Annotated in this window: 13 protein-coding genes, 1 tRNA gene and 1 other RNA gene; 8 read left to right on the forward strand and 7 right to left on the reverse strand. The window is 69.9% G+C overall.

The window, feature by feature from the left end; all coding sequences use genetic code 11:
* Nucleotide 1: 1 nt before the first annotated feature.
* Nucleotides 2–98, reverse strand: an RNA gene (gene ffs / locus V3W46_RS16370) — signal recognition particle sRNA small type.
* A 105-nt stretch (nucleotides 99–203) separates the two neighbouring features.
* Between ffs and V3W46_RS16375 the strand changes: the two genes are divergently transcribed.
* From V3W46_RS16375 to V3W46_RS16385, 3 genes are all read left to right on the forward strand, one after another.
* Nucleotides 204–857 carry an NAD(P)H-binding protein gene (locus V3W46_RS16375; RefSeq protein ID WP_331784209.1) on the forward strand — a complete coding sequence of 218 codons (654 nt, stop codon included), beginning with the start codon at nucleotides 204–206 and terminating at the stop codon, nucleotides 855–857.
* A 207-nt stretch (nucleotides 858–1064) separates the two neighbouring features.
* A tRNA-Ser gene (locus V3W46_RS16380) sits at nucleotides 1065–1149 on the forward strand.
* 143 nt (nucleotides 1150–1292) lie between these two features.
* Complete coding sequence (locus V3W46_RS16385) at nucleotides 1293–2405, forward strand: DUF4190 domain-containing protein (protein WP_331784210.1); 1113 nt, start codon at nucleotides 1293–1295, stop codon at nucleotides 2403–2405.
* A 9-nt stretch (nucleotides 2406–2414) separates the two neighbouring features.
* Here V3W46_RS16385 and V3W46_RS16390 read toward each other — a convergent pair whose 3' ends face one another.
* Together V3W46_RS16390 and V3W46_RS16395 are read right to left on the reverse strand one after the other, a co-directional pair.
* Nucleotides 2415–3695, reverse strand: a complete 1281-nt coding sequence (locus tag V3W46_RS16390) for an MFS transporter (protein WP_331784211.1) — start codon at nucleotides 3693–3695, stop codon at nucleotides 2415–2417.
* A gap of 31 nt (nucleotides 3696–3726) precedes the next feature.
* Nucleotides 3727–3930: a hypothetical protein gene (locus V3W46_RS16395; RefSeq protein WP_331784212.1), complete on the reverse strand. Its 204-nt coding sequence runs from the start codon at nucleotides 3928–3930 to the stop codon at nucleotides 3727–3729.
* 20 nt (nucleotides 3931–3950) lie between these two features.
* Between V3W46_RS16395 and V3W46_RS16400 the strand changes: the two genes are divergently transcribed.
* Entirely contained in the window at nucleotides 3951–4841 is an 891-nt protein-coding gene (locus tag V3W46_RS16400) for a potassium channel family protein (protein ID WP_331784213.1), read from the forward strand.
* Nucleotides 4842–4967: 126 nt separating this feature from the next.
* Nucleotides 4968–5600 carry a hypothetical protein gene (locus tag V3W46_RS16405; protein WP_331784214.1) on the forward strand — a complete coding sequence of 211 codons (633 nt, stop codon included), beginning with the start codon at nucleotides 4968–4970 and terminating at the stop codon, nucleotides 5598–5600.
* Nucleotides 5601–5637: 37 nt separating this feature from the next.
* Here V3W46_RS16405 and V3W46_RS16410 read toward each other — a convergent pair whose 3' ends face one another.
* The 3 genes from V3W46_RS16410 to V3W46_RS16420 all read right to left on the reverse strand — a co-directional run bounded on the left by V3W46_RS16410 (nucleotide 5638) and on the right by V3W46_RS16420 (nucleotide 8907).
* Nucleotides 5638–6912: a saccharopine dehydrogenase family protein gene (locus V3W46_RS16410; RefSeq protein ID WP_331784215.1), complete on the reverse strand. Its 1275-nt coding sequence runs from the start codon at nucleotides 6910–6912 to the stop codon at nucleotides 5638–5640.
* A complete protein-coding gene (locus V3W46_RS16415) occupies nucleotides 6909–7619 on the reverse strand; it encodes a phosphatase PAP2 family protein (RefSeq protein ID WP_331784216.1) in 711 nt (236 codons plus the stop codon). The genes V3W46_RS16410 and V3W46_RS16415 overlap by 4 nt, the downstream gene beginning before the upstream one ends.
* Before the next feature lie 82 nt (nucleotides 7620–7701).
* Complete coding sequence (locus V3W46_RS16420) at nucleotides 7702–8907, reverse strand: ROK family protein (RefSeq protein WP_331784217.1); 1206 nt, start codon at nucleotides 8905–8907, stop codon at nucleotides 7702–7704.
* Nucleotides 8908–9163: 256 nt separating this feature from the next.
* Here V3W46_RS16420 and xylA point away from each other — a divergent pair, with 256 nt between their 5' ends.
* The 3 genes from xylA to V3W46_RS16435 all read left to right on the forward strand — a co-directional run bounded on the left by xylA (nucleotide 9164) and on the right by V3W46_RS16435 (nucleotide 12723).
* Nucleotides 9164–10354, forward strand: coding sequence for a xylose isomerase (gene xylA, locus V3W46_RS16425; RefSeq protein ID WP_331784218.1), 1191 nt, complete (start codon nucleotides 9164–9166; stop codon nucleotides 10352–10354).
* Between the two features lie 328 nt (nucleotides 10355–10682).
* Nucleotides 10683–12284, forward strand: coding sequence for a xylulokinase (locus V3W46_RS16430; RefSeq protein ID WP_331784219.1), 1602 nt, complete (start codon nucleotides 10683–10685; stop codon nucleotides 12282–12284).
* A gap of 46 nt (nucleotides 12285–12330) precedes the next feature.
* Entirely contained in the window at nucleotides 12331–12723 is a 393-nt protein-coding gene (locus tag V3W46_RS16435) for a VOC family protein (protein ID WP_331784220.1), read from the forward strand.
* A 12-nt stretch (nucleotides 12724–12735) separates the two neighbouring features.
* On the opposite strand, the gene V3W46_RS16440 is transcribed toward V3W46_RS16435, so the two are convergent.
* Nucleotides 12736–13659, reverse strand: a complete 924-nt coding sequence (locus V3W46_RS16440; protein ID WP_331784221.1) for a sulfurtransferase — start codon at nucleotides 13657–13659, stop codon at nucleotides 12736–12738.
* Nucleotides 13660–13662 lie beyond the last annotated feature (3 nt).

Below are 13662 nucleotides of genomic sequence, written 5' to 3' on the forward strand. Positions count from 1 at the left end.
CAGAAAAGACCCCCTGCGCACCCGCCAGAGCCCGGTTACCCTTGCTGCATTTCTGCCCTGGGGGAGTTGGCCTGGATGGCGCCACGCAGGGAGCCGTCGGCCAGTTTACCCGTTCCGCCGCCCGCGCGCGACGCGGCCTCCGAAACCCTCCCAATCGACCGGTCACGGTTGGCTTCTCCTCCGCAGCGCGATTGTATTGACTCATGAGAATCGCCATCGCCGGAGGTCACGGCGCCATCGCCCTGCACATCGAACGACAGCTTTCGACTGCCGGTCACGAGGCAATCGCCATCATCCGCAACCCCGAACATGCCAGCGACATCCTCGCCGCCGGCGGAATCCCCGTCGTCGTCGATCTCGAGAAAGTGGATGCCCGCACGCTCGCCATCGACCTCCAGGGCGTCGACGCGGCGGTCTTCGCGGCTGGTGCCGGCCCCGGATCGAGCGCAGAACGCAAGTTCACCGTCGACCGTGACGCGGCAATACTCCTTGCAGACGCGGCGGAATCGGCGGGCATCCGTCGTCTCGTGCTCATCTCCTCGATGGGAGCCGACTCGTTCGACCCCACCTCCGACGACGTCTTCCAGGTGTACCTGCGGGCGAAGTCGGAGGCCGACGCGAACATCCGCCAGCGCGACCTCGATTACACGATCATCCGCCCCGGTGGCCTCACCGACGACCCGGCCACGGGCGAGGTCGAGCTGGCCGAGTCGACCGGCCGTGGCACGATTCCGCGCGCCGACGTCGCAGCCCTGGTCGTTGCGGCCGTGCTCGACGGCATCGCCATCAACGCCCAGTTCGAGGCGATTTCGGGCGACACCCCCATCCCCGACGCTCTGGCGGCCGTGCGGTACTGACCGGCGCGCCGCGGCGGGGCGGATGCCGAGCCGACGCCGAGGGGATGCTGAGCGAGCGCTGGGCTGGCGACGGGCGGCGACGTGCGCGCGCCGGCGGGAGCCGAGGGGATGCCGAGCGAGCGCCGGGCCGATGCCGAACCGGGCGCTCGGCGCGGATGCCGTAGGATGCTCTTTGGTCGTTTCTGCTCCGACAGAGGCTGCCCGCCAGGAGGATTCGCCTAGTGGCCTATGGCGCACGCTTGGAAAGCGTGTTGAGTGAAAGCTCTCGGGGGTTCGAATCCCCCATCCTCCGCCGACAGAGTGCAGCGCAACCCCCACCCCCGGGTTCGAATCCGCAGCCCCTATCGGTTCGACGGCGTGCGGCGCAACCGCCGACGGCGAGCGCGAGCACCTCACTAGACTGTGGAATTCTTCGCAACGATGAGGGAGCACGCGATGAGCGATTCGAACCTGCCGCCAGAGAACCCAGCCGAACCCACCGCGGTGCCGCCCACTCCGCCGAGCCCGGTCATCCCGCCGACGCCACCCGAGGCACCGCCCGCCGCGCCGGCTCCCGCCCCGCAACCCGGCTCTCCCGCCCCGCAACCCGGCTCACCCACCCCGGTGAACGGCTACGCCCCACCACCCCCGCCCCCTGCCGCGCCCGACATGTACGCGATCCCCGGCCAGCCGGGCCAGCCGGGCCAACCCGGCCAGCCGGGCCAGCCGGGCCAACCCCCCGCCCCGCAGGGCGGCTACAACGTGCTCGCGATCATCTCGCTGATCGCGGCGTTCTTCGTGTCGCTCGCCGCCGTCATCACCGGGCACATCGCGCTGCACCAGATCAAGCGCACCGGCGAGAAGGGCCGCGGCCTCGCGATCGCCGGGCTCATTCTGGGCTACCTCGGCATCGTGCTCGGTATCGTCGGAACGATCATCCTGATCATCGCTCTTGTCACCGCCGGCACGAATGCGGCCCGCGACCGTGAGCTGCTGAACGACGAGAACAACTACCTCTCATCGATGACGCCCGAGCCGACCGACGGCGCGTCGGGCTCGGTGCCGACGGGCGATCTGACCTTCGGCGCGGGCCAGCAGCTGACGGCACTGAACACGGCGAGCTTCGCCGACAACCTCAGCTCAGACCCGTCGTGGGTCGTGAAGACCCCCGATACGGGAACCGGCAGCTGGTCGTTCACCTCGAGCGACAACCAGTGCACGCTGAAGTTCTTTCAGGGCGACCTCGGCACGAAGGTGACGGTCGTCGACGGCGACGACCAGGCGACCACCGACAACTTCCTCGTCTACGTCGACAACGCCACCGCCGACGACGTCGACCAGTATGCGGTCACCGACTCGGTCGACTACCAGTACTCGGGCTCGGGCGACATCGTGAAGACCCGCACCCTCACAGGCACCGACAGCGACGGCACCCACTGGATCACCGCGGCCCGCGCGTTCACGCAGCTCGACTCCGGCCTGTACTTCGACCTCACCTGCCAGCCCGCGACCGACCTCACGAAGGTGTACGACCAGGTGCTGACCGAGGTCGGAATCGTCGTCGACTAGCTGTCAGCCTCACGCCCCGGCGACGCCGAGCCGCCGGGGCCGTACGAGCAGCGCGAGCCCGGCGGTGACCAGCACGGCCACCCCGACCACCACCGTGATCGTGTAGGTGCCGTGCGTGTTCGCCACCGCGCCCGCGCCCAGCGTGCCGAACGCGATGCCGAGGTTGATGGCGCTCACCACCCAGGCGTTCGCCTCGGTGAGCCCGGACCGTGCACTGACCTGCTCGACCGTCTCGAAGATCTGGGTGAGCGTCGGCGGAAGCAGCAGTCCTGACACGACAGCGGCCACGAGATAGTAGCCGGCCCCGGCCGACCCCACCGCGAGCGGAACATAGACCGCCGCCAGCAGCAGACCACACACCCACATCGCCCGCTGCGGGGCCGCACGCAGCGGCCGCACGGCCAGCACCGTGGCACCGATGAGCGCGCCGAAGGCGTTGGCCGCCAGCGCCCAGCCGGCGAACCCCGGCGCTGCGTGCTGGTCTTCGAACACCGTCACGGCGATCGTCAGAACCCCGACGGGAATCCCCACCCCGAACGTGAACACCAGTATGCGTACGAACTGCCGGTTGCGCAGGGGCGACGGATGCCCGCCGGCACCACCCCGCGCCACACCGCCCGACGCACCCGACCCCGCCTCTGCCGCAACCGGCCTCCCCGCCTCCGGCAACCGAGCCTCGCCGGGCGGTGCCGCAACCGGCCGCCCCGCTCCCTGCGACACCGGATGCACGGCGAACGCCACGGCCCCTGCCAACCCGAGCAGCCCCGCGAACACCACGTCGCCGGTCGATCCGAACCAGGCGATGCCCAGCACGGTGAGCAGGGGGCCCACGATGAACAGGATCTCCTGCGCACCAGCGTCGAGGCTGAAGGCGGCTTTCAGCGTGCGGCCCTCGCCGAGCATCCGGGGCCAGAGGGTACGAAGCGATGGCTCGAGCGGCGGCGTGAACACGCCCGCCACGACCGCACAGAGCAGCCCGAGCACCGGCACCGGGGCGGCGAGCAGCGCCAGACACACGAAGGCGGCCGCGCTCACCACGGCCGAGATCAGCAGCACCAGGGTCTGCCCGACCCGGTCGATACGCCTGCTCAGCAGGGGCTGGCCGAACGCGCCAGCGACGATGTAGGCGGCCGTCATGGTGCCGGCCAGGGTGTAGCCGCCGCCCTGCAGGCGCACGAGCTGAACGATGGCGAGGGCCGCCATCGCGGTCGGCAGGCGGCCGACGAGCGAGGTGCCGAGCAGGTAGATCGTTCCGCGGGTGCGCAGAACGGTGCCGAGCGGGCTGCTCACGCTACTGCCCCGCTGCGGCCGGCCCGAGGGCTCAGCCGAGCTCGCGCTCGGTGATCGTGTCGGTGTGCAGCGCGATCCACACCTCGGCCGCGTGCTTGTCGGCCAGCTCTTTGAGCAGCTTGCCGTTCACGCTCTCGACCCGGAACGGGCGGTCGCCGTGACCGTGCTCCTCACGAATATTCGCAACGTGAACGTCGCCGATCCATATCTCTTCGGAATTTCCAGATTCGGCCATGCACCCACAATACTCAATGCATGACTTCCGAGCGCGAGCCCCACGCGCGCATGACGCAGGAGCGCTGGCAGACGGTCACCGAGTGGCCGCTGAACATCGCAGCGCTGCTCTTCCTGGTCGCCTACTCGGTGAAGGTCATCGCCAACTCGCAGGGCTTCACGCTGGCATTCCTCTACGGCGTCATGATCGTCGTGTGGGTGGCGTTCGTCATCAACTACGTCGTGAACCTGGCCATCGCCGGCCCGAACCGCCGGCAGTGGGTGCGCAAGAACTGGTACCAGATTCCCATCACCCTGCTGCCGGCGCTTGAGCCGTTGCGGCTGCTGCGGCTGGTGAAGCTCGCCGACCTGCTGCCGCCCACCACCGAGGGGGGCCGGCTGCGCGGCCGCGTCGGCCTGTACGTGCTGTCGACGCTCATCCTCGTCGTGTACGTGGGTGCGCTGGGGGTTCTGGATGCCGAACAGAACGCTCCCGGAGCGAACATCCTCAACCTGCCCGACGCCCTCTGGTGGGCCATCGTCACGGTCACGACGGTCGGCTACGGAGACTTCGTGCCCATCACCGCCCAGGGCCGCCTCGTCGCGGCGGCACTGATGCTGAGCGGAGTGGCCCTCATCGGTACCATCACGGGAACCCTGGCCTCGTACCTGGGCGAGCGGTCACGCGCCCACGACGCCAACCGCACGGGCGCGAGCAAGAAGCAGGTCGACGACCTCGCCGCGCAGATCACGGCGTTGCAGGCGCAGTTGAAGGCGCGCAGCGACGACGAGAAGCGTCACGACACAGGCACAGGCACCGCCACCGGCACCGAGATGCGCCCTGCCACCGCCGACAGTGGCGCTGCCACCGCCACCGGTACCGGCAGCGGCACCGGCACCGGCACGGACACAGGCGTAAGCGGTGCCGTCTGACCCCGGTGTCCCCCTTAATGCGGCCTATACACGTCGAGCGCGATAGGCGACACTGGTGTGCAGCAGAGCCCGGTGACGAGGGGCGCGGGTACGCGCGCACCGATTCCGCCGCCTGCGAGGGGTGAGATGGAAAGTACAGTGCTGCACGCGACGCCGTTCGCCACGCCTCGAACCCTCCGCCCGAGCCGCACGCTGTTCGCGCAGTCGCGCGCCGTCGCCGCAGCCCTCACGCTGCCGGTCTTTGCGGCGATGCTCTGGTTCGCCATTCCGCGCGGCACGTGGCCGAGAGTGCTGGCCGTCATCGCTGTCATCACCCTGGCCTACTTCGGTGCCGTCTACCTGCTCTCACGGGTTCGCGTGGTGATCGAACCCGACGCACTGGTCGAGAACGGGTTCTTCACCCACAACCGCCGCATCGCGGCCAAGCGCATCGCGAGCGCCCTGGTCGTGCAGGTCTACCGCGGCCAGAGCATGGAGACCGCACCCCAGCTCTTCGTGCTCGACGCGGCGGGCGAGCTGCTGCTGCGCATGCGCGGGCAGTACTGGGGTGACGAGAGCGTGCACGCGGTCGCGAACGCCTACGGCGTGCCGGTGCGGGTGTCGGCCGAGGCGCTCACCCGGGCGCAGCTGCGAGCAGATCATCCAGAGCTCGTGTACTGGTTCGAACGCTGGCCGTGGGTGCGCACCTTCTGCCTGGTCGGTGCGATCGCGGCGCTCTCACTGCTGATGATCGCACTGATGTCGTCGGCGAACCTCTGACGCGACCTCACAGGGTGCCGCCTCACAGGGTGCCGCCTCACACCGCGCGGTCTTCGAGCCCCCAGGCCTGGCCGTAGCCGCCCTCCTCCACGGGCAGCGCCATCAGCTCGAGGAACGGCAGCGCGTCGAACGCCTCCGGGCCGAGCACACCACTGCCTCCCCACACGCCGAGCGACAGCAGCTCGAGTGCGATCACCGGGTTGAGGGCGGTCTGCCACACCACGCACTGCGACTCGTACTCGGCCATCGTCCACTCGTTGTCGGCCACGTGGTACAGGTACACCTCGCGCGGGTAGCCGTCGACACCGGTGCCCGTGACCCAGAGGCCCGCGCAGGTCTTGCCGGTCATCCGTGGCCCGAGGGTCGCCGGGTCGGGCAGGCCTGCCGCCACCACGTCGCGGGGTGCGACCTGAACGGGCCCGTTCGCCGAGCGCACCGTGAGCGGGGCCGTCTTGTCGAGGCCCAGCTGGTGCAGGGTGCGCAGGATGCCGATGAACTCATTACCGAGCCCGTACTTGAAGGTGACCCGTTTGGCGTCGACCCAGCGCGGCATGAGCAGCACCTCTTCGTGCTCGACATTGACGCACTCCACGGCGCCGATGCCGCCCGGAAAGTCGAAGACCTCGGGCTCGCTGAACGGCGCGGTCGTGAACCAGCCCCGATCTTTCTCCCAGATCACGGGCGGGTTCAGGCACTCTTCGATCGTGGTCCAGATGCTGAACGACGGAGCGAACACCTCGGTGCCGTCGTCGTCGCGCACCACGAGGTTGGCGCCGTCGCGGGTGCCGAGCTCGTCGATCTCGCTGAACAGGTGGTCGGCGGCATAACGCGCGAACACGTCGGAGAGGCCCGGCTCGACGCCCATGCCGACGAGCGCAAGCGTGCCCTTCAGCTCCCAGTCAGCGCTCTGCGCGAACTGGTCGTCGCCGAGCTTGATGCCGGTCTCGCTGTAGGGGTCGGTCGGATGCGGCTCTGACAGGCTCATCGCCATGTCGACGTAGTTGGCGTCGGCGGCCAGGGCCCCGGCGAAGATGGTGGGCACGAACTTCGGCTCGACCGCGTTCATGACGTGCGTGGTGCCGTGCCGCCGGGCGACCCTCTCGACGTCGCTCGCGTCAGAGGCGTCGATGCGATCGGCCGTGAACTTCGCCGCGACCTCGGGCGTGTGCCGCGCCGCGATCCAGGCCACGGTGCGCTCAGCCCGGGCCAGGTCGTAGTCGGTCACGACGATCTGCTCGTAGAACGCCCGCCGGGCCGCGATCTTCGCGATCGAGTCACCCACGCCGCCGGCGCCCACCAAAAGTATCTTCATGGCCCGAGGGTACCGGATGCCCGTGGCCGGGCGAACACGAACGGATGCGGCCTGGCGCGCTCCTCCCACAGCTTCACGGCGAACGGTGCCCACACGATGATGGCCACGCCCGCCCCGATCAGCATTCCGGCGAGGGTGTCGGTGAGCCAGTGCGCTCCGAGGTAGGTGCGGCTCAAGAGCATCAGCACGACGTAGGCCGCGCCTGCCGCCCACACCCACACCCGCGGAAAGATGATCGCGAGGCACACCGCGATGGTCGCGGCGTTGGCGGTGTGGCCGCTCGGAAACGAGCCGAAGTCGGCGGTCACCAGGATCTCTGACGGCCGTGCGCGGCCGAATGTCGCCTTCAGCAGCTGCACCAGACCGGCGCTCAGCACGGAGGCGATCAGGAAGAACAGCGCGGCCCAGCGCCGCCGGAAGAGCAGGAGCACCACGATGATGCCGACCGGCACCACGAACACGCCCACGACTCCCCCACCGAGATAGTTCATGAACAGGGACGGCAGGGTCCACACCGGTGAGCGGTGCTCGATGATCTCGTCCATCCAGTCGGTGTCGATCTCGGTGGGGGCGCCGCGGTCGCGCAGGGCGATGATGAGCCCGGTGACGGCGGCGAGCAGCACGGCGATCACGCCCGAGATGAGCGGCCAGAACCGGCGCACGCGGCGCGCCTTGGCGGGGTCGGTGAGGGGGCCGGGAACGGTCATCCACCGACCCTACGCGACGCCACCGCGAGCCACGGGGGCCTTGCGCCGCAGCGCTTCCGCAGTCGTGCGGCGGTGCCGCCTGCTAGAACGCCGTGCCGGCGGGGTCGGCCAGCAGATCACCGAAGGCCAGTTCGGCCGCCCCGATCGTGAGCAGGCGTGAGCGCAGCTGGGCCCGGTCGATACGCAGCGTCTCACCCAGCGAACCGAGCGTCAGTTCGCGCACCGCCGCTCGCAGGCGCTCGGGATTCGCCTCGTAGAGCGACCCGAGAAAACCGCCGAGCACCACCGATTCGGGGTTGAACACGCTCACGAAGTTGCCGATGGCGAGTGCCAGAACGTCGAGCTGCCGATCGACCTCGGCACGAACATCCGGGGCCAGGGTCTCGTTCAGCAGAAGCTCGTCGAGCTCGTCGAGCCCAAGACTGTCACGACCCAGCACGGCGAGCAGCCGGTCGAGGTTGACCTCGGTCTCGAGGCAACCGGTCTTGCCGCAGTGACAGCGCTCGCCCCGGCTGTTCACGAGGGTGTGGCCGAGTTCGGCCGCGAAGCCCTGGCTGCCGCGCAGCATCGACCCGCCAGCGAGCACGCCGCCGCCGATGCCGCTGGCACTGCCGTTCAGGTAGACGAGGTCGTGCACCCCGCGACCGCTGCCGTAGAGGCTCTCGGCCACGGTCGCCAGCCCTGCGTCGTTCGCGGCACGGGTGGCGAAGCCGAGCGCATCGGCCAGCGGCGCCGCGACCGGCTCGTCGCGCCAGCCGAGGTGCGGCGCCAGCAGCACCGTGCCGTCGTTCGAGTTCACGAGCCCCGGGATGGCCACCCCCACGCCCACGACCCGAAACTGCGCCTCGAGCTCGGTGCGCATGCCCGCCAGCACGGCCGACACCACGTTCACGGTCTCGCGCACCGTCGGCACCGCCGCCGTCTCGAACCGGATGCGTTTGTGCAGCACCGCCCCCAGCCCGACGAGGCCGATCGTGATGGCGTCGACGTCGGGGTTGACCGTGATCGCCACGACCTTCTCGTTGGCATGCACCAGCGGACTGGGGCGCCCGACGAGCCCCGAATCCTGCGGGTCGGTCTCGTAGGCGAGACCGAGGTCGGCCAGTTCGGTGACGAGGGCGCCGATGGTCGAGCGATTGAGCCCGGCCTGGCGCGTCAGCTGAGCCCGGGTCTGCGCCCCGCCGTGGTGCAGCATCGTGAGCAGTGTGGAGAGATTGTGCCTGCGCGTCTGGTCGTTGCGGTTGCCCACGCCGGCAGAGAGGGGCCGGGATGCACGTGTCAGGGTCATCGGCAGGGCTCCCTCCGGGGGTTGCAGCGCCGCCCGCGACGCTTTGTTGACACTACGAACATATACCGCATCGCTGGCATCGACCTCAGATCAACACGGTCGGGCCAACCGCGTCAAGCCCCAGCCGACCTTTGACAACCGCCGGGCATCCGGAATATGTTGGGCGAGGTAACTATTTCGGCCCGCTTCCCGGCGGGCCCGGTCACCCGAACTCAACGACCTGTATCACCAACGATGCTGACTGGAGCACTACGGCATGTCTCTCACGCCCACCCGCGACGACAAATTCTCTTTCGGACTCTGGACGATCGGCTACAACGGCGCCGACCCGTTCGGCGGCCCCACCCGCGCTCCCCTCGACGTGGTCGAGGGCGTCGAGAAGATCAGCGAGGCCGGCGCATACGGCCTGACCTTCCATGACGACGACCTGTTCGCGTTCGGCTCGACCGACGCCGAGCGCCAGAAGCAGATCGACCGCCTCACGGGCGCGCTCGAGTCGACCGGCGTCATCGTTCCGATGGTCACCACGAACCTGTTCAGCGCTCCTGTCTTCAAAGACGGCGGGTTCACGTCGAACGACCGCCAGGTTCGCCGCTTCGCGCTGCGCAAGGTGCTGCGCAACCTCGACCTCGCCGCCGAGCTGGGCGCCAAGACGTTCGTCATGTGGGGTGGCCGCGAGGGCGCCGAGTACGACGCCGCGAAAGACATCCGGTCGGCGCTCGAGCGCTACCGCGAGGCAGTCAACCTGCTGGGCGACTACGTCACCGACAAGGGCTACGACATCCGGTTCGCCATCGAGCCAAAGCCGAACGAGCCCCGCGGCGACATTCTGCTGCCGACCGTCGGTCACGCCATGGCGTTCATCCAGACCCTCGAGCGCCCCGAGCTCGTCGGCGTGAACCCCGAGGTCGGGCACGAGCAGATGGCCGGGCTGAACTTCGCGTCGGGCATCGCTCAGGCGCTGTACCAGGGCAAGCTGTTCCACATCGACCTCAACGGCCAGCGCGGCATCAAGTACGACCAAGACCTCGTGTTCGGTCACGGCGACCTGTACAACGCGTTCGCGCTCGTCGATCTGCTCGAGAACGGCGGCCCGAACGGCGGCCCCACGTACGACGGCCCGCGCCACTTCGACTACAAGCCGTCGCGCACCGAAGACTTCACGGGCGTCTGGGACTCGGTTGCGGCGAACATGCGCACCTACCTGCTGCTCAAGGAGCGCGCCGCGGCCTTCCGCGCCGACCCCGAGGTGCAGGAGGCGCTGGCTGCTTCGCGCGTCACCGAGCTCGCCGAGCCGACCCTGAACGACGGGGAGACGTACGACGACCTGCTCGCCGACCGCAGCGCCTACGAAGACTTCGACAGCGCGCAGTACTTCAATGGCAAGGGCTTCGGCTTCGTGCGCCTCAACCAGCTCGCGCTCGAGCACCTCACGGGCGCGCGCTAGGTCGTACTGGTCGGGGGGTTTCAATACGCTCCTGCGGAGCTACTCAACCAGCGGCCCACCCACCGCCGGTCGAGTAGCGCGCAGCGCGTATCGAGACCAACCATCGCCCCACCGCCGGTCGAGTAGCGCGCAGCGCGTATCGAGACCAACCATCGCCCCACCGCCGGTCGAGTAGCGCGCAGCGCGTATCGAGACCAACCAGCGCCCCACCGCGGTTTCGATACGCTCCTGCGGAGCTACTCAACCGGCGCGCCACCGCCGGTCGAGTAGCGCACAGCGCGTATCGAGACCAACCATCCCCATCACCGAACACATGTAAGGAACACCGATGTTCGTCGCCGGAGTCGACTCGAGTACGCAGAGCTGCAAGGTCGTCATCCGTGACGCCGACACGGGGGCGTTGGTGCGCGAAGGGCGCGCCGGGCATCCTGACGGCACCGAGGTCGACCCGGCGGCGTGGTGGGATGCCCTGCAGAAGGCCATCGCCGACGCAGGCGGGTTCGCCGATGTCTCTGCCGTGTCGATCGCCGGCCAGCAGCACGGCATGGTGGTGCTCGACGCCGACGGGCGGGTGATTCGCGACGCGCTGCTCTGGAACGACACCCGCAGCGCCGCCGCCGCCACCGCCCTGCGCGAAGAGGTGGGCACCGATGGGCCCGACGGGTACGCCGCACGCTCAGGATCTCTGCCGGTGGCCTCGTTCACCGCGACGAAACTGCGCTGGCTGCGCGATGCCGAGCCCGAGAATGCTGCTCGGGTCGCCGCAGTGGCCCTCCCCCATGACTGGCTGACCTGGCGGCTGCTCGGCTACGGCCCTGCTGACGAGTCCCCGCTCGGCCCGGTACTGGATGCTCTGACCACCGATCGCTCTGACGCCAGTGGCACCTCGTACTGGAGCCCGGCGACGAACGATTACGACTACGGGCTGTTCGAGACGGCGTTCGGCCGCCCAGCCGTCGAGGCCCTCGGAGTCGCAGAGCTCACTGACGAGGCCGGCGCCGAGTCAGCCCTCGAGGCGGAGGCCGAGCAGGAGGCGGATCGTGCCCACGGGCAGGCTCCGGTCACCCTGCCGCGCGTCGTGCAGACCGGCGAGGTCGCCGGCGTGACAGTCGACCACCCGGGCGACGCCTCGTACGCCTCCGGCGACGCCGCCGGCGCACCCGCGTCGATCATCCCGGCGGGCATCGTGGTCGGAGCGGGCGCGGGCGACAACGCTGGCGCCGCGCTCGGCCTCGACGCCACCGCGGGCGACGTGGTCATCAGCATCGGAACCTCTGGCACCGCCTTCGCCGTCACCGATCATCCGGTCGCCGACCTGAGCGGCACCGTCGCCGGCTTCGCCGACGCCGCGGGCGGTTTTCTGCCCATCGTCGTGACGCTGAACGCGGCGCGCATCCTGGCGTCGATCAGCGCGCTGCTCGGCGTCGACTACGACGAGTTCGCCCGCCTGGCGCTGGCCGCCCAGCCCGGCGCGGGCGGCGCGGTGCTCGTGCCGTACTTCGAAGGCGAGCGCACCCCGAACCAGCCCGAGGCGACCGCCACGCTGGCCGGCCTGACGATCGCCTCGACCACCCGCGAGAACCTGGCGCGTGCCGCGATCGAAGGGATGCTCTGCGGCCTCGCCGACGGAGTGACCGCCATTCGCGACCTCGGCGTCGACACCCAGCGCGTGCTGCTGATCGGCGGCGCGGCGCAGAACGCGGCCGTGCAGGCCGTCGCCGCGCAGGTGTTCGACGCACCCGTGTCGGTTCCGACGCCGGGTGAGTACGTGGCCGACGGGGCCGCCCGCCAGGCCGCCTGGACCCTCACGGGCGCCCGCCCCACCTGGCCGGTCTCGTTCGTGGCCGAGCTCGAGGTGGCCACCGTGCCCGCCATCGCCGCCCAGTACCGCGCCGCGCAGGTGCTCGGCTCACTCCCCCAGCCCCACTGACCACCCGCGGTTGACGGAAGGCGCGGCACGCGCGCATGATGTGGGCATGACGATCACCCACGTGCGGCTGTTCTCGGTTCCGGTGAGCGATCAAGACCGGGCGCGTGACTTCTACGTCGACACCCTGGGGTTCGACCTCGTCGACGATGTGCAGATGTCTCCCGACATGCGCTGGGTTGTCGTGTCGCCACCCGGTGCGCAGACCGCCATCACCCTCGTCACCTGGTTCGGCACGATGCCGGCGGGCTCGGTGAAGGGCATCGTGCTCGAGACCGACGACCTCGACGGCGAGGTCGAACGCCTCCGCACGCTCGGCGTTTCGATCGGCGAGATCGAGCGCGCGCCGTGGGGCACGTACGTCACCATCGACGACCCCGACGGCAACGGCATCGTGCTGCAGACGACGGCCCTCTTCGACGCAGCGGAGCTCGACGGCTGACACCTGTCGTTGCTACTCGTCCGTCGCGGCTCGGCGGTTGGTGGCACCCGGAGTCTGCGCGGCAGTGGTGGCGCGAGCGACGGCGGGAGCGGTGGCGGCGGGAGCGGCGAGCCCCGTGGCCACCGGGCGGCCGGGGGTGTTCGACCAGGCCGACCATGAGCCCGGGTAGAGTGCGGCGTCGAACCCCGCGAGGGCGAGGGCCGCGATGTCGGCCGCAGCCATCACACCCGAGCCGCAGTAGACGCCGGTGGGGGCATCCGGTCGCACACCGAGCGCCTCGAACGTCGCGCGCAGCTGCTCTCTGGGAAGGAAGCGGCCGGTCGCGTCGAGGGTCACCGCCGCCGGGGCGTTGACCGCGCCCGGGATGTGGCCCGCCCGCGGGTCGACCGGCTCGACGTCGCCGCGGAAGCGCTCCGGAGCGCGGGCGTCGAGCAGGACTCCGGTGCGCGCGAGTTCGGCCGCCTCGTCGATGGCGAGCGTGGCACGACTGCCGTACGACAGGTGCACCGTGCCCCGCGTGATCGTGCGCTCGCCGTGTTCGAGGGGGAGGCCGGCGTCGGTCCAGGCGCGCAGGGCGCCGTCGAGCATCCGCACGTCGGAGACGCCGGCGTGGCCGAGCAGCCACCACGCGCGGGCCGACGACAGGTTGCCGAGATCGTCGTAGACGACGACCGTGTCGCCGTCGTCGATACCCCAGCGGCGGGCGGCGGCCTGCAGATCGTCAACCGCGGGCAGAGGGTGCCGGCCATCTGACGGCGCGCCGTGACCCGCCAGGTCAGCCTCGAGGTCGACGTATACCGCACCGGGAATATGCCCGGCCAGATACGCAGGGCGCCCGTCGGGCTGCGCCAGGCTCCAGCGCACATCGAGAACGCGCACGGGTGCATCCTGCTGCACTAGGGCACGCAGCTCGTCGGCCTCGATCAGGATGCTCATCGC

The organism is Subtercola sp. YIM 133946 (genome assembly GCF_036553535.1).
Lineage (GTDB): Bacteria > Actinomycetota > Actinomycetes > Actinomycetales > Microbacteriaceae > Subtercola.

Excerpts from the sequence above, each read along its gene's own strand:
- V3W46_RS16375 (WP_331784209.1), top strand. The coding sequence starts at position 204 with ATGAGAATCGCCATCGCCGGAGGTCACGGCGCCATCGCCCTGCACATC.
- V3W46_RS16385 (WP_331784210.1), top strand. The coding sequence starts at position 1,293 with ATGAGCGATTCGAACCTGCCGCCAGAGAACCCAGCCGAACCCACCGCG.
- V3W46_RS16395 (WP_331784212.1), bottom strand. The coding sequence starts at position 3,930 with ATGGCCGAATCTGGAAATTCCGAAGAGATATGGATCGGCGACGTTCAC.
- V3W46_RS16400 (WP_331784213.1), top strand. The coding sequence starts at position 3,951 with ATGACTTCCGAGCGCGAGCCCCACGCGCGCATGACGCAGGAGCGCTGG.
- V3W46_RS16405 (WP_331784214.1), top strand. The coding sequence starts at position 4,968 with ATGGAAAGTACAGTGCTGCACGCGACGCCGTTCGCCACGCCTCGAACC.
- V3W46_RS16410 (WP_331784215.1), bottom strand. The coding sequence starts at position 6,912 with ATGAAGATACTTTTGGTGGGCGCCGGCGGCGTGGGTGACTCGATCGCG.
- V3W46_RS16415 (WP_331784216.1), bottom strand. The coding sequence starts at position 7,619 with ATGACCGTTCCCGGCCCCCTCACCGACCCCGCCAAGGCGCGCCGCGTG.
- V3W46_RS16420 (WP_331784217.1), bottom strand. The coding sequence starts at position 8,907 with ATGACCCTGACACGTGCATCCCGGCCCCTCTCTGCCGGCGTGGGCAAC.
- xylA (WP_331784218.1), top strand. The coding sequence starts at position 9,164 with ATGTCTCTCACGCCCACCCGCGACGACAAATTCTCTTTCGGACTCTGG.
- V3W46_RS16430 (WP_331784219.1), top strand. The coding sequence starts at position 10,683 with ATGTTCGTCGCCGGAGTCGACTCGAGTACGCAGAGCTGCAAGGTCGTC.
- V3W46_RS16435 (WP_331784220.1), top strand. The coding sequence starts at position 12,331 with ATGACGATCACCCACGTGCGGCTGTTCTCGGTTCCGGTGAGCGATCAA.
- V3W46_RS16440 (WP_331784221.1), bottom strand. The coding sequence starts at position 13,659 with ATGAGCATCCTGATCGAGGCCGACGAGCTGCGTGCCCTAGTGCAGCAG.